Genomic DNA, 17,016 nt, shown 5'->3' with positions numbered 1-17,016 from the left:
GATGACCAGTGCGATGACCAGTGACGCGCAGATCCCCGTACCGCCCGGCGGCGCCTGGGCGGTCGGCGACGCCGCGGGAATCCGCCTCCGCGGAACCCACGGCTTCCCCGACCCCACCCCGGCCCCCGGCCCGGCCCCGGACCCGGCCACCGCCTCTGCCGCGGGCTCGGGCCCGGACCCGGGTTCCGCCCGGCCCCCAGGGCCTGCCCTGAACCAGGGCTCCGGCCCGGGTCAAGGGTTCGGCCCGGGCCGGGGATCCGGCCTGGGCCAGGGCTTCGGCCCGGACCGGGGATCCGGCTCGGACCTGGGATTCGGCCTGGGCCAGGGATCCGGCTCGGACCGGGGATCCGGCCTGGGCCAGGACCCGGGCTCGGACCCGGACCTGGGCTCCGGCTCCGGGTCGGGCTCCGGCCCGGGGTCGGGGGGACGGGTTGAGGTCGGTGGGCTGGCCGCCGTGCTGGCCGTCTGGCCCGTGCTCGGCACGCTCGTCGAGGAGGGCGCCCTGCGCCTGCACACCCCCCTCGCCGCCTACGCGCCCACCCTCGGCCGGGCCACCGCCCACCAGCTCCTCACCCGGACCGGCGACCACACCCTCCTCGCCCGCCTGGCCGAGCACGTCACCGGCCGGCCGCTGGCCGAGCTCGCCGCGGAGCGCATCTGGCAGCCGCTGGCCATGACCCGTACGGCCTTCGCGCCCGCCCTGCACACCGCCCTCGAGGACACCGCCGCCTTCCTCCGGCACCTCCTGGCCCCCGGAGCCGGCCCGCTCACCGCGGACTGGATCGCCGATTCCCTGCGCATCCGTACCGGCGAACTCGCCCCCTCCCGCGGCCTCCTGTGGCGCCCCGCGCCGGGAACCGACCGCCGCCAGGACATCTGGGTCCACCACGCCACACCCGGACCGACGGCCCTGTGGATCTCCCCCCGGCACCACCGCTGGGCGATCCTCCTCACCCCGCCGGCCCCGCACGCCCCGCCCCACACCGGGCTGCGGGACGCCTTCCGGGCGTTCGCCTTCGGTCCGTCCGAGTGAGGCGCCCGTACCCGCGCGCGGCCACCGCCGCCCTGCTCCTGGCCGCCCCCGCGCTGGCCGGCACCGCCGCCGCATCCCCATCCGTATCCGCACCGGAGCCCACCCCGGCGCCGTCGGCCGCCTCGGCGAAGGCCGTGCCCGGCACGTACATCGTGACCCTCGACCAGGGCGTCGACCCGGCCGGACTCGCCGAGCGCCTGGACCTGAAGCCGGAGTTCGTCTACAGCAGCGCCCTGAACGGCTTCGCGGTACCGCTGACCCCGCTCCAGCTGGACGCCGTCCGGCTGACCCCCGGGGTGCAGTCCGTGGAGGAGGACTCCGCCGTCTCCGCACCGCCGACCCGCCGCGCCGGGCGGCCCGCCTCCCGTGTCCACGGGCCGTCCCCGACCTGGGGGCTGGACCGTATCGACCAGCACCTCCTGCCCCTGGACAACAGCTTCACCACGGCAGGCGACGGCTCCGGCGTGACCGCGTACATCCTCGACACCGGAATCGACTACGGGCACGAGGAGTTCGGCGGGCGGGCCGCCTTCGGCTTCGACGCCATCGGCGACGGCCTGGCCGGGCAGGACTGCCAGGGCCACGGCACGCACGTCGCGGGCACGGTCGGCGGGACGACCTACGGTGTCGCCCCCAAGGTCAGCCTGGTCAGCGTCCGGGTCCTGAACTGCGAGGGCCGGGGCCAGTACTCGGGGATCATCGCCGGCCTGGACTGGGTGGCGAAGAACGCCAAGCAGCCCGCCGTGCTCAACGGCTCCCTCGGCGGGACGAAGTCGGCCGCGGTCAACAACGCCGTCGACGCCCTCTCCGAGGCGGGTGTGCTCCCCGTCCTCGCCGCGGGCAACACCGCGCAGGACGCCTGCGAGGTCTCCCCGGCCTCCGCGGCCCGCGCGGTGACGGTGGCCGCGTCCGACCAGGCGGACGAGCAGGCCTCCTTCTCCAACTGGGGCAGCTGCGTCCACCTCTACGCACCCGGCCAGGCCATCGACTCCGCCCTGCTGGGCGGCGGCGCGGTCGCACTGAGCGGCACCTCCATGGCTGCGCCCCATGTGACCGGAGCCGTCGCCCTCCACCAGCAGGAGCACCCGGCGGCGCGGCCGTCCGAGATCGTCGCATGGCTGGTACAGGAGTCCACCAAGGAGCAGCTGAAGGGCCTCGGGGCGGGCAGCCCCAACCAGCTGCTCTTCACCGGCGGCCGGTGACCCGACCGCCCGTCACAGCGCCCCGTCACAGCGTCCGCCCTTCACAGCGCGGGACCGTCCTCGACGGGCAGCCCGATCGCGGTGCCGTCCGGCTCGACCGCCGTGACGGCGGGGTGCGCGCCGACCGCCGCCAGCTGCTGCTGGTCCAGGTCGGCGACGAAGCCCCGTACGGAACTGCGGTAGACGAAGTGGGCCGCCGGCACGCCGGTGTCCCGCATCACGGCGTACGGGTCGGCGTCCGGGGCGAGCGTGACCATGAACCGGCCGACGGAGGCGCCGTCGGCGGGCCGGTACGAGGCGGTGCCGGGCGTCGGTGCGCCGAAGGCCGCGCCCGCCTCCGGCAGCGGGACGAACAGCAGGGCGGCGATGGCTGCCAGGACGGGGCTGAGGACGGGGTTCGGGGCGACGGTCGGGGACACGGGCATGCGGGTTTCCGTTCCGATGGGGCGGACACACGGCCGGCGCGCGGCCGGGCCGCGCGCCCACCCGGTCCTTCGGCGTCTCCACCGCCCCACTTGAGCCGGGCGCTGATCCGCAGGACCGGGTGTCCCCTCGGCGGCGGGCTCAGCCCCGCTGAGCGCGGATCAGGTCGCGGTACCAGGCGAAGGACGCCTTCGGGGTGCGGACCTGGGTGTCGTGGTCGACGTGGACGAGGCCGAAGCGCTGGTGGAAGCCCTCGGCCCATTCGAAGTTGTCCATCAGGGTCCAGGTGAAGTAGCCGCGGACGTCAACGCCCTGGGCCACGGCGGCGTCGACGGCCCGGAGGTGGCTGTCCAGGTAGTCGATGCGGTCGAGGTCGGGGACGGTGCCGTCCGCGGTGACGACGTCCTCGACCGAACAGCCGTTCTCGGTTATGTAGACCGGCGGGAGGGCCGGATAGCGCTCCTTGAGGCCGACGAGCAGTTCCCGCAGGCCGTCGGGGACGACGGGCCAGTCGAAGGCGGTGCGGCGGTAGCCCTCGATGGGGGCCTCTTCGAACGGCAGGCCCTCTGACGTCGGAGCCTGGATGCGGGTCGGGTTGTAGTAGTTGATGCCGAGGGCGTCCAGCGGGGCCGAGATCAGTTCGAGATCGCCGTCCCGGACGGAGCCGCCGAGGGTGGCGTCCGCGCCGTAGGCCGACAGGTCGGGGTAGGCGCCCGTCAGGATGGGGTCGTTGAACAGGCGGTTGTGGAGGTTGTCATAGGCCTGTGCGGCGGCACGGTCGGCGGGGGCGTCCGAGGCGGGCCAGACCGGGGTGCAGTTGTTCGCGATCATCACCTGGAGGCCGCGTGCCCGCAGCTCCCGCAGCGCGAGGCCGTGGCCGAGCAGCTGGTGGTGGACGACCGGCAGGCAGCCCAGGAACAGGGCGCGGCCCGGCGCGTGGGTGCCGAGGCCGTAGCCCCAGACGGCATGGATGAACGGCTCGTTGAGCGTGATCCACTTCTGGACGCGGTCGCCCAGCCGGTCGGCCACGACGGCGGTGTACTCGGCGAAGCGGTACGCGACGTCGCGGTTCAGCCAGCCGCCTTCGTCCTCGAGGGCCTGGGGGAGGTCCCAGTGGAACAGGGTCGGGACGGGTTCGACCCCGCGTGCGAGCAGGCCGTCGACCAGCCGGTCGTAGAAGTCCAGGCCCTTGAGGTTGACCTCACCCGTGCCGGTCGGCCGGATCCTGGACCAGGCGATGGAGAAGCGGTAGCCGGTGAGGCCCGCCTCGGCCATCAGCGCCAGGTCCTCCTCGTACCGGTGGTAGTGGTCGCAGGCCAGGTCACCGGTGTGCCCGTCGCGGACGGTACCGGGGCGGGCGGTGAAGGTGTCCCAAACCGACGGTCCGCGGCCGTCCTCCTGGGTGGCGCCCTCGATCTGGTAGGCCGCCGTCGAGGCACCCCAGACGAAGTCCGCCGGCAGATGGTCCAGCTTCATAGAAGACACCCTCCCGAAATGTGAGCCTGGCTCATGTTAGCTCGGGCGGTGGAATGATGGAACCGTGAACCAAGACCGCACCTCGGGGACGCTGCGTCGCCGGCCCGTCCAGAAGCGCAGCGCCGAACGTTTCGAACGGCTGCTGGACGCCTGCGCCGAACTCCTGGACGAGGTCGGCCATACGGCCCTGACCACCAAGGAAGTGGCCCGCAGGGCCGAGGTGCCCATCGGCACCCTGTACCAGTTCTTCTCCGACCGGGAGGGGCTGATCGGCGCGCTCGCCGCCCGGAATCTGGAGGCCTTTCTGGACCGGGTCGCGGTCCGGCTGGAGCGGGAGAAGCCGGAAGGCATCTCGGGCGTGGTCGACGTGGCCGTCGAGGAGTACGTCGCCATGCGCCGGACCATCACCGGTTTCGGCGTGGTCGACTTCGGCGCGGTGGGCCGGGACCACACCCTCGATCCGGCCCTGGACAACAACACGGCGGTGGCCGGACGGCTGCGCTCGCTGACCGCGTCCCTGTCCGGCGTTCAGGACGACGCCGATCTGGAGATCGCCGTCCGGGTGGCCCTGGAATGCGCGGACGGCGTGCTGAGACTTGCCTTCCGCAGCGATCCCCAGGGCGACCCCCAGCTGATCGCCGAGTGCAAGCAAGTCCTCAACAGCTATCTGAACAGTCGGGTCGGTCACTGACGACACCGGCATCGTTACTGGGGCGACGGGATGAATCTGCTCGGCCGCTACAGCTTCACCGCCGAGACCTGGTCCTGTGTCAGGTGGCGGGGCGGGCGCCGGGAGTGTGGCCGAAGGTGCGGCGGAAGACGTCGATGAAGGTGCTGGCGGAAGACCAGCCGCAGCGGTGGGCGACCGCGGTGACGGGGATGTCGTCCGCCAGGAGGATCAGCGCGTGGTGGAGCCTGATCTGAGTGCGCCACTGTAGGTAGGTGAGGCCGAGGTCGTCGCGGAGGCGGCGGGAGAGGGTGCGGGCGCTGGCGCCGATCTGGCGTCCGAGGTCGTCGAGTGAGCGGTTGTCGGCCGCGTCGGCGCGCAGGATGTCGTGCAGTTCGCGGAGCAGAGGGTCGGTGGGGACCGGCAGGTGGAGCGGCTGTTCGGGGGAGAGGGCGAGCCGGTCGAGCATGACCGCGCGCAGGCGCAGATGGGGTGGGCTGTCGTTGTCGGGGTCGCGGGTGTACGCGACGATGAGTTCGCGCAAAGGGGGGCTGACGGTAAGGACGGCGGGTTTGTCCAGGCCGAGGGGGTTGTCGGTGGCGGGCAGGCCGACGAGGTGGAGGTCGAGTTCGCCGTGTGCCTGATGCTGGTGGACGGTGCCGGCGGGGATCCAGAGCGCGCGGGTGGCGGGGGCAACCCAGGAACCGGCGTCGGTGGTCACCGCGATGGTGCCCCGGCCGGCGTAGGCGATCTGGTGATCGTCATGGCGGTGCGCATCGATCTCGCCGCCGGAGGCCAGGCGCTGGGTCCGGGTCGGCGCAACGGACTCGTGGCGGACTGGGATGCTCGCCCGGCCCGAGGCCGGCGCGTCCAAGACGGAGGCACCGCGGGGCTCCGATGATGTGGCCTCGTTCGTGAAGCTGTCCCTGGCGGTCGTCTTCCGCTCCATCGTCTTCACCGGCCTGAGCACCTTCATCTCCCTCCACCCCCAGCAGCGCATGCAGGGCAGCACCACCGCGGGCACCATCGCCCTGTTCCTGCTGTTCCTGGGCGGCGCAGTCGGCTCGGTCCTGGGAGGGCCGCTGGCCAACCGCTACGACCGCGTCCATGTCTCCCGCTGGTCCTACCTGCTCTCCGTCGCCGCCGTGACCGGAGTGATCTACTCACCCGGCCCGGCCATGTTCCTCTTCGTGGCCCTCACCTCCGTCGGCCTGTACGTGCCCTTCTCCCTCCAGGTCACCCTGGGCCAGGATTACCTGCCCTCCCGTATCGGTACCGCCAGCGGCGTCACCCTCGGCCTCACCGTCAGCATCGGCGGCCTCATTAGCCCCCTGCTGGGACACGTGGCCGACTCCACCTCCCTGAAGACAGCCCTCACCCCCCTGATCGCCATGCCTGCCCTGAGCTGGCTCCTCATCCGCGCCCTGCCCGAACCCACCGCCCCCAAGCCTCAAGCCGACGCACCCGCGCCCGCATCCGCGCCCGCATCCGCGCGGCAGGACGCGTAGAGCTGCACGGATCAATGTGCCGCGTTTCGGCACCTGGGCAAGCCCATTCCGTCGGTGGCACCCTTCTCCCACGTGGGCACGGGACGGCTACGACACCTCACCGCGAGCGGGAATCGGATCGCCACGACCGGAGTTGGTGAGGGAAGTCAGCCGTTTCAGGAGGGGTCATGCGAGCGATTCAGGTTTCCGAAGTGGGCGGTCCCGAGGTGCTGCGACTGGTCGACATCGATCAGCCGATGCCGGGCCCGGGCCAGGCGGTCGTGGAGGTCGCCGCGTCCGGCGTCAACTTCCTCGACGTATACCACCGCCAGGGCCGGTACCCCCTCCCGCTGCCCTTCACCCCGGGCACTGAGGGCGCGGGCACGGTCCTCGAGGTTGGACCCGGCGTCACCCACGTCGCTGTGGGAGACCGGGTCGGCTGGGTGGAGATTCCCGGCACCTATGCCGAGCAGGCCGTCGTGGACTCCTCCCGGCTCGTGCCCCTGCCCGACGGCGTCGACTTCGAGGCCGCCGCCGCCGTGCTGCTGCAGGGCATGACGGCGCACTACCTCGTCAAGGACGCCTACCCGGTCCAGCCAGGCGACACGGTGCTCGTGCACGCTGCTGCCGGCGGCATGGGGCTTGTGCTGACCCAGCTCATCACCCATCTCGGCGGCAGAGTGATCGGCACCACCTCGACACCGGAGAAGGCCCAGCTGGCGCGGCGCGCCGGGGCCGCCGAGGTGATCCTCTACTCTGCAGTGGACGATCTCGCGGCCGAGGTGAAGCGGCTCCATGGCGGCCAGGGCCTGCCTGTCGTCTTCGACGGCGTCGGCAGGGACACCTTCGATGCGAGCCTCGCCAGCCTGCGAACCCGCGGCCACCTGGTGCTCTTCGGCGCCGCGAGTGGTGCAGTGCCGCCCTTCGACCCCATCCGGCTCGCCCAGGGCGGTTCGCTGACCCTGATCCGGCCAAGCCTCGGGGACTTCATCGCCGATCGGTCCGAGCTGCTACGGCGCGCCGCCGACGTGCTTGAACTGGTGCGCACCAAGGTGCTTGAGACCACCGTGACGGCCCGCTACCCGCTCGCCGAGGTCGCCCAAGCTCACCGCGATCTGGAGGCTCGGCGTACCACCGGCAAGCTGCTCGTCATTCCCTAGGGCCACCGACGGAATTGACTGACCTGCAGGAACGTGGCTTCCGCCAGGCGTCGATCCCGCGCAGCCGTGTCCGCGATCCCGCCACCGCGGAGGACGCCCCCGCCCCGGAGTCGCCGGGCACTCTCGACATGCCGGGCAAGGTCGCCGACTTCCTCCGCACCGCCGAACTGGAGCCCGCCGAGCGGGCCGCGATCGTTCACACCGATAACCGCTGTACCGATGTTCCCCGAGGCCGGACACGTCGGGGACCGCGTTAGCGGACGCTCCTGACCCTCCAGACCAGCACCGCGCCCAGCACGGACATGCCCGCGGAGCAGAGGAACAACGAGCGGTATCCCCCCAGGCTTCCGAGAACGACCGAGGCGACCGGGGGTACCAGGACATAGGGCAGGGAAGCCATCAGGTTGGCCAGGGCCATGTCCTTGCCGCGGTCGGCCGAGGCCGGGAGCACCTCGGTGACCAGGGCGGTGTCGACGGCCAGGTACACGCCGTAGCCCAGGCCCAGAATGACGGCCGAGGCCAGTGTCATGGTCCAGGTGGGCGACAGGGCGAGCGGGACCGCGGCGACGGCCATCGTGACGCCCCCGAGGAAGACGAGCATGCGGCGCTTGCCCAGCCGGTCGGAGAGCCAGCCGCTGAGGACCACCGTCGAGATCGTGGCCAGGCAGTTGACGCCGACCACGATGAGCAGGCCGTCCTCCGTGGACTGCCCCGGGAACAGCTGCTCGTAGTGCAGGACGTCGTCCAGGAAGTACGGCAGGTAGAGCGTGCCCAGGCCGTAGCCCAGCCCCATGATGAACCGGGAGCCCATGGCCCAGACGAAGTCGGGGTGTTCGCGCGGGCTGATCCGGTAGCCGTCCAGGAAGGCGCGTAGCGAGAACGGCTCGCGGTGCCCGGGGGGAAGCGGCCGGTCCGTCATGACGACCGCGAACAGCAGGGTCAGCAGCGGGAAGGCGGCCATCAGTACGTACTGCGCGGGGAAGCCGGTGACCAGCCCGAGCAGCAGCCCGCCCGCGATCAGGCCGCCGGCCTGGGGGACCGTGGCCCAGCCCAGTACCAGGCCGCGTTGTGCGACGGGGACCTGGTCCGGTACCACCGGGGCGAGCCCCGCGCCGATGATCATGAAGGAGGCGGACAGTACGAGGGAGCCGAGCGCGACCCCGGCGACCGTCGTCTGGAGGCCGGTGAAGACCAGCGCTGCCATGCAGATCAGCGAGCCCACGGTCATCCACGGCCGGCGGCTGCCGAAACGGCCGGTGGTGCGGTCGCAGAGCGCGCCCGCCAGCGGTGCGATGACGATTCCCGAGATCGCACCCATCATGCTGACCCAGGCGTAGCTGCCGACCTTCCCCGACGGGTCGATCTGGGCGATCTGCTCGGGCATCAGGAACGTGGTCGGCACCTGCATCGGGATGAACATCCCGGTGTTGGCCAGCATGTACAGGGCGATCCAGCCGGGGCTGACCTTGCGGGCCGGCTCGGCGAGGGCCCCGGGCCGTTCGGGGGCGAGGCTCATCGGGGCACTCTCTTGAGGTGGACGAGCTCGCTCGTGCAGTCGAAGGCCGGCAGCGGCGGGAGGCCGTGGCCGAGCAGGACGGCGCCCTCGTGGACGGCGCCGGTGTCCTCGTCCCGGTAGCGGGCGCTGGGGTCGAGGCCCTTCAGCCGGGTGCGGGCGACGGTGCGGTTCAGCCCCGACGGCTGGAACCGGAAGACGACGGCCTCGTCCCCGGTGAGGTACTGCACGGCGTCGTGTCCGAGGCGGTACAGGGCGCCGCCGTGCACCACGGGCCGGATCCGCTTGTACTGCTCGACCAGCCCCCGGGCCCACGCCAGCTCGTCCTCGCTCCATTTCCGGAGGTCGCCGCCGATGCCCATCGCCCCGGCCATCGAGACGTGGAAGCGGTACCGGATCGAGGCCGGGCGGGCGGTGAAGCCGTTCGGGCTGTCGGTGACCCAGGCGCCCATGGTCCTGGCGGGCAACAGCTGGCAGTGGCCGTGCTGGATCGCGACCCGTTCGGCGGCGTCGGTGTTGTCGGAGGTCCAGATCTGGTCGGCGCGGGCCAGCACGCCCAGGTCGGCCCGCCCGCCGCCGCCCGCGCACGCCTCCACGTACAGGCCGGGACGGGCGGCGCGCAGCCGGTCCATCACCTCGTAGACGCCGCGGGTGTGCTCGATCCAGACCCGGTCGGGGTCGGCGGCTCCGGGCTGCCCTGCCTCGCTGAAGGGCCGGTTCATGTCCCATTTGAGGAAGACGACGTCCAGCTCGCTGACGGTCCTCACCAGCCAGTCGACCGCCCATTCCCGGACGTCGCGGCGGGCGAAGTTCAGCACGTGCTGGTTACGGCGCTGCGTGCGGGTGCGGCCGTCCTGGCAGAGGATCCAGTCGGGGTGCGCACGGAACAGGTCGCTGTCGGGGTTGACCGCCTCGGGCTCGACCCACAGGCCGAAACCCATGCCCAGCGCGCGCACATGGTCGGCGAGGGGGCCCAGGCCGTCCGGAAAGCGTTCGGGGTTGGGCCACCAGTCGCCGAGCCCGGCCGTGTCGCCGGTACGGGCGCCGAACCAGGCGTCGTCCACGACGAAGACCTCGACGCCCAGACCCGCGGCCAGCTCGGCCAGTTCGGTCTGCTGCTTCTCGCTGATGTCGAACTCGGTCGCCTCCCACGAGTTGAAGATCAGCGGGCGTTCGGCCGGACGGGCGGGCAGCACCTGGCCTTCGACGTAGGCGTGCCAGCGGCGGCTGGTGGCGCCGAAGCCGTTGGGGGCGTACAGCCCGGTGAACACGGGGGTCTCCAGGCGCTCGCCGGGGAGCAGTCTCCAGATCAGGCCCTCGTGGCCGAAGCCCCCGGTGCAGGAGGCGCGGCCGTACGGGTCGCGGCGCACAGTGATCCGGCGGCTGCCGCTCCAGGCCAGGGCCACGCTCCAGACCTCGCCGTGCTCCTCGGCGGCGTCGTGCGCGTCGAGCATCAGCCAGGGTCCGGTGTGCGGTCCCGTGATGCCGAGGCGGCTGGTGAACACCGTTTCCCCGATGGGCACCCGGTCGCGCCGGAGTTGGAACTCCCTGCCCCACTCGCCCACCACATGACTGACCCGGTAGTCGTCGCGGGCGGGCAGCGTCCAGGCGGCGGAGTCGAACCGCAGGACGTCCACCGGCTCGTCCGCGGTGAGGACCGCCCACCGTTCCACCTGGTCGTGGCCGTCCCGGATCCGGTAGTGCAGGTCGAGACCCAGGGAGCGGATCCGGTCGGTGAAGGAGAGGGTGAGCAGGCCGCCCTCGGCCCGGTGTGAGACGAACTCCCACTCGAAGCCGCGCACGCCGTCGTCGAACCGGACGGTCAGCGACGGTGCCCCGAACCGCAGGCCGCCCTCGACCACGTACTCCTCGCCGCCGGGGTCGTCGCCGCCGGGGTCCTCGGCGGGCAGGTCGGCCGCGATCGCGACGGCCTGCTCCAGGCTCAGCGGCCGGCCCCAGTGCACGTGCCGGGGGACGTCGTCGGCGTCCAGCCGGAAGGCGTAGGAGGTGCCGGGTGTGCTCAGCAGCCACAGGCGGGCTTCGGAATGGTAGGTGATCACACGCGGCCTCAATGTGAGTAGGGCTCATGTTTCGCCCGCATGCTATGTGAGCGCACCTGTTACGCCAACCCCCTTGGCGGGGGCTGTCGTCGGGACCGCCCGGGACCTCCGAGGTCCCGGGCGGCCCGTGCCCGCGTTCGGTGTTCACCCCACCGGTACCTTGGCGGGCTCCGGACGCCGGGGCGCGCCGCCGCGCGCCCGCGGGCGCACCGGCCACCACAGGGAGCGGCCGAGCAGCGCGGCCAGCGCCGGCACGAGCACGATGGACAGGACCATGGCGGACAGCAGGATTCCGAGCGCCGTGGCGAAGCCGATCTGCTGGGTCCCGGCGTGCGGGCTCACCGCCAGGCTGCCGAAGGAGGCGGCGAGCACCAGTCCGGCCGTCGCGATCGCCGGCGCGGTGTGCCGCACGGCGCGGGCCACCGCCGCGCGGGCCGGTCCGGGCCGTTCCATCTCCTCCCGCAGCCGGTCGCTGATCAGGATGTTGTAGTCGGTGCCCAGCGCCACCACGAACAGGAACAGCACCAGCGGGAGCGTGAAGTCCACGCCCGGCCGGTCCAACGCGTGCTGGAAGACCAGCGCCGATGCACCCAGCGTGGCCGCGAAGCCGAGGCCGACGGCGAGCATCAGCACGACCGGTGCGAGCACGCTGCGCAGCAGCACCAACAGGATGACGGCTATCAGCACCGCCGCCACCGGGAAGATGACCTTGAGGTCCTTGTCGACCGCCACCGCGATGTCCGCGAACACCGCCGCCGTTCCGCCGACATGGGCCTCCGTCCCCGCCGGCAGGTTCGCCCGTACCGTTTCCCGGACGGGCCCGGAGACCAGGTCACGGGCCTGCTGCCCGCCGGACTCCACGGTCAGCAGCAGGTCGATCCGGGCCGCTTTGCCGTCCTCGCTCAGCACGGTCGGGGCGACCCGGCCCACTCCCGGCACCCGGGCCAGTGCCGTCGCCAGCCCGGCCACGCGCTCCGCGCCGAGCGGGGCGCCGTCCTCCGTGGTGACGAGCACGCTCGTCGGGTCCGAGGCTCCGGCGGGCAGGGCCCTGGAGATCTCCTCTGCCGTCTCCACCGCGGCGGTCCGCTCACCACCCGAACCGGACTGCCCGTAGTCCATGCGAATCCCGGCCAGACCCGTCGTCAGCGCGCCGAGCAGCACCAGCGACGCGAGGAGGAGCGTCACCGGGCGGCGGGCCGTCAGCCGGCCGAGGCGGCCGGCCATGCCCTCGCGCGGCTCCCGCCCCAGGACGCGCGACGGCCAGAACATCCTCCGGCCGGTCACGGCCAGCAGCGCCGGCATCAGAGTGAGGCTTCCCAGGAGCATCACCAGTACGGATACCGCGATCGCCGGGCCCAGCACCCGGAACTGTCCGAAGGAGGCGATCCCGAGGGTGGCGAAAGCGGCGACGATCGTCAGCGCCGCCGAGGTGACCGCCATGCCCACCCGGCCGGCGACCTCGGTGGCCGCCTCGCGTCCGCTCTGCCCGGGGTGGCTCCGCAGCTGTTCGCGGAAGCGGAAGAGGAGGAAGAGGAAGTAGTCGACCCCGATGCCCATCAGCACCACGTTGATGAGCCCGGGGGTGGAGGGGGCCAGCCGGACCCCGGCGGCCATCGAGGCCATGACCACCGCCCCGGCCGCGGCGCTGCCGATGATCGTCACCGCGAGGAGCGGCAGCAGCGCGGCGAGCACGCTGCGAAAGACCAGGACGTGGAGCAGGACGATCAGACCCAGCACCACCGCGCCGACGACCGCCGACCGGGTCTCCTCGGCGTCCGCGGAGTCCACCGTGGTGGCGAGGCCGCCGGTGAACCCCGTCCGCAGACCCGCCTCCCGGAACTCGGCCCTCGCCCGCTCGCGGAACTCCTTGTACGTGCCCTGCACGCCGGGGTCCTGCGGATTGCCCTTCAGTTCAACGGACAGCAGCCGGAAGGACCGGTCCGGGGCCGTCATGCCCACGCTCACCCGAGGAGTCTGGGAGTGGTCCTCCGAGAACGGCAGATCGTCCTCGTTCCTGGGCATGACGACCTCCTGCCGGGCCAGCCGCCCCGACACCTCCTCGATCACGCGCTCGTCGGACGCGGCGAGCGCCGCCCCGTCGCTACGCGCCACCAGGACCGTCAGCGGGTCCGAGTCCGGCCGGGCCCCGAAGCTCTCCTCGGAGATCCGCAGCGCTGCCGCCGAGTCGTAGGAGGGCGGCAGGAACCCGTCGTCGCCCGGCTGGGTGGCGCGGAAGACGAACATCTGGCCGAGGATCGCAAGACCGATACCCAGCACCGCCCAGAGGGCGATCACCTTCCATGGGTTCCTCGTCGAGCATCCCGTCAGGGCGCGGATCACTGTTCTCCTCCGGTCGGTCATCAGTGGGTCACCGGTGGGGTCACCGGTGGGGTCATGGGGCCGGGGTCACCCGGCCGGTATCCAGAACATCAGCGGCCCGCCGGGCAAACGTCCTGGTGGAGGAGGATTCCGCGGCCGGGACCACGGTCCGGGAGCCGGTCCCGACCAGGACCCTGGTCCTGGTCGGGACCGGCCCGTGGGGGCGGTGTCCGGGGGTGCGGGCCGGTGGGAGAATGGAGCCGGGAGGGCAGCCCGACGGCGGTCCGTGAGAGAGGGGCCGTATCGATGGGCACGCGCGCCGAGAGGCTGACGTGGTCGCGCAACGACGCGCTGGTGGCGGTCGGGGCGGCGGCCGTGGACCTCACGGGCTTCACCCTCGATACCCAGTTCGACGGCGTTCCCCTGGGAATCGCGGCGGCCTTCCTCGTGGTGGCCTCGTCACTCGCGCTGCTGGCCCGCCGCCGTCACCCGGTTGCCACGCTCTCGGCGGTCCTGCTGCTGGGCGTGATGGTGAACCTGAGCGCCCAGGTGTCCCCGCACTTCGGCCTCACCCCGGCCATCGCCCTCTACTCGGTCGCCGTGGCCTGCCGGACATCCGTGGTGGTCGGGGCCGCCCTCGTGACGGCGCCGCTGAACAGCCTGGGCCAGGGCGGACTGCCCTTCGACTCCGGCTTCGGGCTCCTCGCCAACACCGGTGCCGCGCTGCTCGTCGTCACCACGGGCCACGTGGTCAGACGTTGGCAGCGGGAGACCGAGGCCACACGGGCCCTGCTCGCGGAGCGGGCGGTGGCCGAGGAGCGCCGCCGCATCGCCCGGGAGCTGCACGACATCGTCGCCCACCACATCACCACCATGCAGCTCATGGCCGGCGGTGCCCGGGCCAACCTCGGCCACGACCCCGAGGCCGCCCGCGGGGCGCTGGTCACTCTGGAGGGCTCCGGCCGGCTGGCCCTGAGCGAGATGCGGCAACTGCTCGACGTGCTGCGGGCCGGAGAGGAACCGGAGACCGTCCCGCCGGCCCCGCAGCCCGGGCCCGGGGACCTGGAGCGGATCGTCACGGAGTCCCGGCTCGCCGGCATGGACACCGAGTTCTCCGTCAGCGGCCCGCCCCGCCCACTGCCGCCCACCGTCGGCCTGACGGTGTTCCGGATCGTGCAGGAAGCCCTGACCAATGCCCGGAAGCACGCCGGGAACGCGCCCGCCAGGGTATCGCTGACCTACCGTCCGGACGAGGTCGCCGTGGAGGTCCGCAACGAGTGCCCCCGCGACGGGGCCGGCCGGCGCACGCCCGCCCGGCGCGGCGGGTACGGCCTGATCGGCATGCGGGAACGCGTCGCCCTGCACGGCGGCACCTTGGAGGCGGCCCCCCGCGAGGACGGCGGTTTCCTGGTCGCGGCCCGCCTCCCCGTACCGGCGGCACCCGACGCCGCCGAGGACCTGCGGCAACCGCTCCCCCCGCGCCACCCGCTCCACCCGTCACGAGAGGAACTCCGCCGGTGATCCGCGTGCTCATCGCCGACGACCAGCCGCTGGTGCGGCGCGGCCTGGCCCTGATCCTGGCGCCCGACCCGGACATCGAGGTGGTCGGCGAGGCCGCGGACGGAGCGGAGGCCGTGGACCTGGCCGGGCGGCTCCTTGCCGACGTGGTGGTGATGGACATCCGGATGCCCGTGCTCGACGGAGTGGCCGCCACCGGGCGACTGGCCGAGGTCCGGCCCGCGGCCCGGGTGCTCGCGCTGAGCACCTTCGACATGGACGAGTACGTCGTCGCGGCCCTGCGTGCCGGTGCCTACGGCTTCCTGCCCAAGGACATCTCCCCGGAGGAACTGGTCACGGCCGTCCGTACCGTCCACGCGGGCGAGGCGGCCGTGGCGCCGCGCCTGTTGACCCGCCTGATCTCCACCTACGTGAGGTCGGCCGCGCGCGAGCCCCGGCCCGCCCCGACGGCACCCGCCGGGCTCACCCCGCGCGAGGTGGAGATCTGGCGGCTGCTCTCCTGCGGCCTGGACAACGCCGGCATCGCCGCGGAACTGGACATCAGCGTCTCCACGGTCAAGAACCACATCACCGGCGTCTTCGGCAAGCTCGGCGTACGCGACCGGGCCCAGGCGGTGATCGCCGCGTACGAGACGGGGCTGGTGCAGGCCCAGCGGCCGGCTTAGGGGGCCCCGCGGCGGATGCGGGCCGCGCGGCGGGCCTCGGCCGTTTTGCGGGCCTCCGCCGCCTTGCGGGTCTCCTTCGCCGGGCGGGCGCCCAGGCCGCGGAAGGCCCGTTCGGGTGCCGCGCCGCCCTTGGCGCCCCGGCCCCCGGCCCCCGCCGGGGCCGCCTTCGCCCCGGTGATCCGGGTCAGCTCCGCCTCACCCGAGCGGACCTGGGTGACCTCCGCCCGGATGCCCGCCTCGGCGAGCAGCCGCGCCAGGTCGCGCCGCTGGTTCGCGGTGACCAGGGTGACCACCTTGCCCGACTCCCCGGCGCGGGCCGTCCGGCCACCGCGGTGCAGGTAGTCCTTGGCGTCCGCCGGCGGGTCCAGGTTCACCACCAGGTCCAGCTCGTCCACATGGATGCCGCGGGCGGCCACATTGGTCGCCACCAGCGCCGTGATCTCGCCCTTCTTGAACTGCGCCAGGGTGTGCGTGCGCTGCGGCTGGGACTTTCCGCCGTGCAGTGCGGCGGCCCGCACCCCGCTGTCCCGCAGGTGCCGGGTGAAGCGGTCCACCGCGACCTTGGTGTCCAGGAACAGCAGGACCCGGCCGTCCCGGGCCGCGATCTCCGTCGCCGTCGCGTACTTGTCGGCCGCGTGCACCTGGAGCACATGGTGCTCCATCGTGTGCACCGCGCCCGCGGACGGATCCACCGAGTGGACGGTGGGATCGTTCAGGTACCGGTGGACCAGCAGGTCGACATTGCGGTCCAGGGTGGCGGAGAACAGCATCCGTTGCCCGTCCGGCCGCACCAGGTCCAGGATTTCGGTGACCTGCGGCAGGAACCCCAGATCGCACATCTGGTCGGCCTCGTCGAGCACCGTGATGCCCACCCGGTCCAGCCGGCAGTCCCGCCGCTCCACCAGGTCCTTCAGCCGGCCCGGGGTGGCGACCAGGACCTCCGCGCCCTCCTTCAGCGCTGCCGCCTGCCGGTTGATCGCCAGACCGCCGACCGCCGTCGCGATCCGCAGCTTCAGCGCCTGCGCGTACGGGGCCAGTGCCTCGGTGACCTGCTGGGCCAGTTCCCGGGTCGGGACCAGCACCAGGGCGAGCGGCTGCTTGGCCCCCGCCCGGCCGCCCGGGGTGGCCGTGCCCGCGGCCGTACGCACCAGCAGCGCCAGCCCGAAGGCCAGGGTCTTGCCGGAGCCGGTCCGGGCCCGGGCCAGCACGTCCCGGCCCGCGAGCGCGTTCGGCAGGGTGGCCGCCTGGACGGGGAACGGCTCCCGGACCCCCAGCTCGGCCAGCACCCGCTGCACGCTCGCCGGCAGGTCCAGCCCGGTGAACGAGTCGACCGGCGGCAGCGCGGGGGTCACCGTCTCCGGCAGCGCGAATTCGCCGTCGGCGGGACGAGTACGAGGTGTGTGGGTCACGGAAATGGAATGCCTTCCCCGGCATCAGACGCATCGAGGAGGTCCCGTGCGGTGTCAACTTTAGACGACACGCCGTTGCCGGGG

At 72.8% G+C, this 17,016-nt stretch carries 13 protein-coding genes and 1 pseudogene; 7 read left to right on the top strand and 7 right to left on the bottom strand.

All coding sequences use genetic code 11. From position 1 onward, the window contains the following. Position 1 precedes the first annotated feature (1 nt). Together DEJ50_RS02080 and DEJ50_RS02075 are read left to right on the top strand one after the other, a co-directional pair. Positions 2-1,033, top strand: coding sequence for a serine hydrolase (locus tag DEJ50_RS02080; protein WP_150205700.1), 1,032 nt, complete (start codon positions 2-4; stop codon positions 1,031-1,033). After that, the gene (locus DEJ50_RS02075; protein ID WP_150205699.1) at positions 1,030-2,235 is read left to right on the top strand and encodes a S8 family peptidase; all 1,206 of its coding nucleotides are present in this window, start codon (positions 1,030-1,032) and stop codon (positions 2,233-2,235) included. The genes DEJ50_RS02080 and DEJ50_RS02075 overlap by 4 nt, the downstream gene beginning before the upstream one ends. A 41-nt stretch (positions 2,236-2,276) precedes the next feature. On the opposite strand, the gene DEJ50_RS02070 is transcribed toward DEJ50_RS02075, so the two are convergent. Together DEJ50_RS02070 and DEJ50_RS02065 are read right to left on the bottom strand one after the other, a co-directional pair. Continuing rightward, the gene (locus tag DEJ50_RS02070) at positions 2,277-2,660 is read right to left on the bottom strand and encodes a protease inhibitor I9 family protein (RefSeq protein WP_150205698.1); all 384 of its coding nucleotides are present in this window, start codon (positions 2,658-2,660) and stop codon (positions 2,277-2,279) included. 139 nt (positions 2,661-2,799) lie between these two features. Next, positions 2,800-4,134: a GH1 family beta-glucosidase gene (locus DEJ50_RS02065; protein WP_150205697.1), complete on the bottom strand. Its 1,335-nt coding sequence runs from the start codon at positions 4,132-4,134 to the stop codon at positions 2,800-2,802. Between the two features lie 64 nt (positions 4,135-4,198). Between DEJ50_RS02065 and DEJ50_RS02060 the strand changes: the two genes are divergently transcribed. Further along, entirely contained in the window at positions 4,199-4,825 is a 627-nt protein-coding gene (locus DEJ50_RS02060) for a TetR/AcrR family transcriptional regulator (RefSeq protein ID WP_150205696.1), read from the top strand. A 79-nt stretch (positions 4,826-4,904) separates the two neighbouring features. Here the strand turns inward: DEJ50_RS02060 and DEJ50_RS02055 are convergent, their stop codons facing one another. Next, positions 4,905-5,645, bottom strand: coding sequence for an AraC family transcriptional regulator (locus DEJ50_RS02055; RefSeq protein WP_150211826.1), 741 nt, complete (start codon positions 5,643-5,645; stop codon positions 4,905-4,907). Here DEJ50_RS02055 and DEJ50_RS02050 point away from each other — a divergent pair. Next, positions 5,644-6,309, top strand: a pseudogene (locus DEJ50_RS02050) (MFS transporter); the annotation flags it as partial. The gene DEJ50_RS02055 and the pseudogene DEJ50_RS02050 sit on opposite strands and share 2 nt — an antisense overlap. 167 nt (positions 6,310-6,476) lie before the next feature. Continuing rightward, a complete protein-coding gene (locus DEJ50_RS02045; protein ID WP_150205695.1) occupies positions 6,477-7,448 on the top strand; it encodes a quinone oxidoreductase family protein in 972 nt (323 codons plus the stop codon). Positions 7,449-7,701: 253 nt separating this feature from the next. On the opposite strand, the gene DEJ50_RS02035 is transcribed toward DEJ50_RS02045, so the two are convergent. The 3 genes from DEJ50_RS02035 to DEJ50_RS02025 all read right to left on the bottom strand — a co-directional run bounded on the left by DEJ50_RS02035 (position 7,702) and on the right by DEJ50_RS02025 (position 13,316). After that, positions 7,702-8,964 (bottom strand): MFS transporter, encoded by a 1,263-nt coding sequence (locus DEJ50_RS02035; protein WP_150205693.1) that lies wholly within the window; start codon positions 8,962-8,964, stop codon positions 7,702-7,704. Beyond that, on the bottom strand, positions 8,961-11,021 hold the full coding sequence (locus DEJ50_RS02030) for an alpha-galactosidase (protein WP_150205692.1): 2,061 nt from the start codon (positions 11,019-11,021) through the stop codon (positions 8,961-8,963). Before DEJ50_RS02030 ends, DEJ50_RS02035 begins: the two co-directional genes overlap by 4 nt. A 144-nt stretch (positions 11,022-11,165) precedes the next feature. Next, entirely contained in the window at positions 11,166-13,316 is a 2,151-nt protein-coding gene (locus DEJ50_RS02025) for an MMPL family transporter (protein WP_223837532.1), read from the bottom strand. A gap of 330 nt (positions 13,317-13,646) precedes the next feature. On the opposite strand from DEJ50_RS02025, the gene DEJ50_RS02020 reads away from it, so the two are divergent. Together DEJ50_RS02020 and DEJ50_RS02015 are read left to right on the top strand one after the other, a co-directional pair. Then, positions 13,647-14,861 (top strand): sensor histidine kinase, encoded by a 1,215-nt coding sequence (locus DEJ50_RS02020; protein WP_150205690.1) that lies wholly within the window; start codon positions 13,647-13,649, stop codon positions 14,859-14,861. Next, positions 14,858-15,523, top strand: a complete 666-nt coding sequence (locus DEJ50_RS02015) for a response regulator (RefSeq protein ID WP_223837531.1) — start codon at positions 14,858-14,860, stop codon at positions 15,521-15,523. Before DEJ50_RS02020 ends, DEJ50_RS02015 begins: the two co-directional genes overlap by 4 nt. Here DEJ50_RS02015 and DEJ50_RS02010 read toward each other — a convergent pair. Further along, entirely contained in the window at positions 15,520-16,932 is a 1,413-nt protein-coding gene (locus DEJ50_RS02010; RefSeq protein WP_190344214.1) for a DEAD/DEAH box helicase, read from the bottom strand. The two genes, DEJ50_RS02015 and DEJ50_RS02010, sit on opposite strands and share 4 nt — an antisense overlap. Positions 16,933-17,016: the final 84 nt, after the last annotated feature.

It is taken from the genome of Streptomyces venezuelae (assembly GCF_008642295.1).
Taxonomy (GTDB): domain Bacteria; phylum Actinomycetota; class Actinomycetes; order Streptomycetales; family Streptomycetaceae; genus Streptomyces; species Streptomyces venezuelae_C.
This window is presented reverse-complemented; position numbering and strand designations above follow the sequence as displayed.

Excerpts from the sequence above, each read along its gene's own strand:
- DEJ50_RS02045 (WP_150205695.1), top strand. The coding sequence starts at position 6,477 with ATGCGAGCGATTCAGGTTTCCGAAGTGGGCGGTCCCGAGGTGCTGCGA.
- DEJ50_RS02080 (WP_150205700.1), top strand. The coding sequence starts at position 2 with ATGACCAGTGCGATGACCAGTGACGCGCAGATCCCCGTACCGCCCGGC.
- DEJ50_RS02065 (WP_150205697.1), bottom strand. The coding sequence starts at position 4,134 with ATGAAGCTGGACCATCTGCCGGCGGACTTCGTCTGGGGTGCCTCGACG.
- DEJ50_RS02020 (WP_150205690.1), top strand. The coding sequence starts at position 13,647 with ATGGGCACGCGCGCCGAGAGGCTGACGTGGTCGCGCAACGACGCGCTG.
- DEJ50_RS02035 (WP_150205693.1), bottom strand. The coding sequence starts at position 8,964 with ATGAGCCTCGCCCCCGAACGGCCCGGGGCCCTCGCCGAGCCGGCCCGC.
- DEJ50_RS02070 (WP_150205698.1), bottom strand. The coding sequence starts at position 2,660 with ATGCCCGTGTCCCCGACCGTCGCCCCGAACCCCGTCCTCAGCCCCGTC.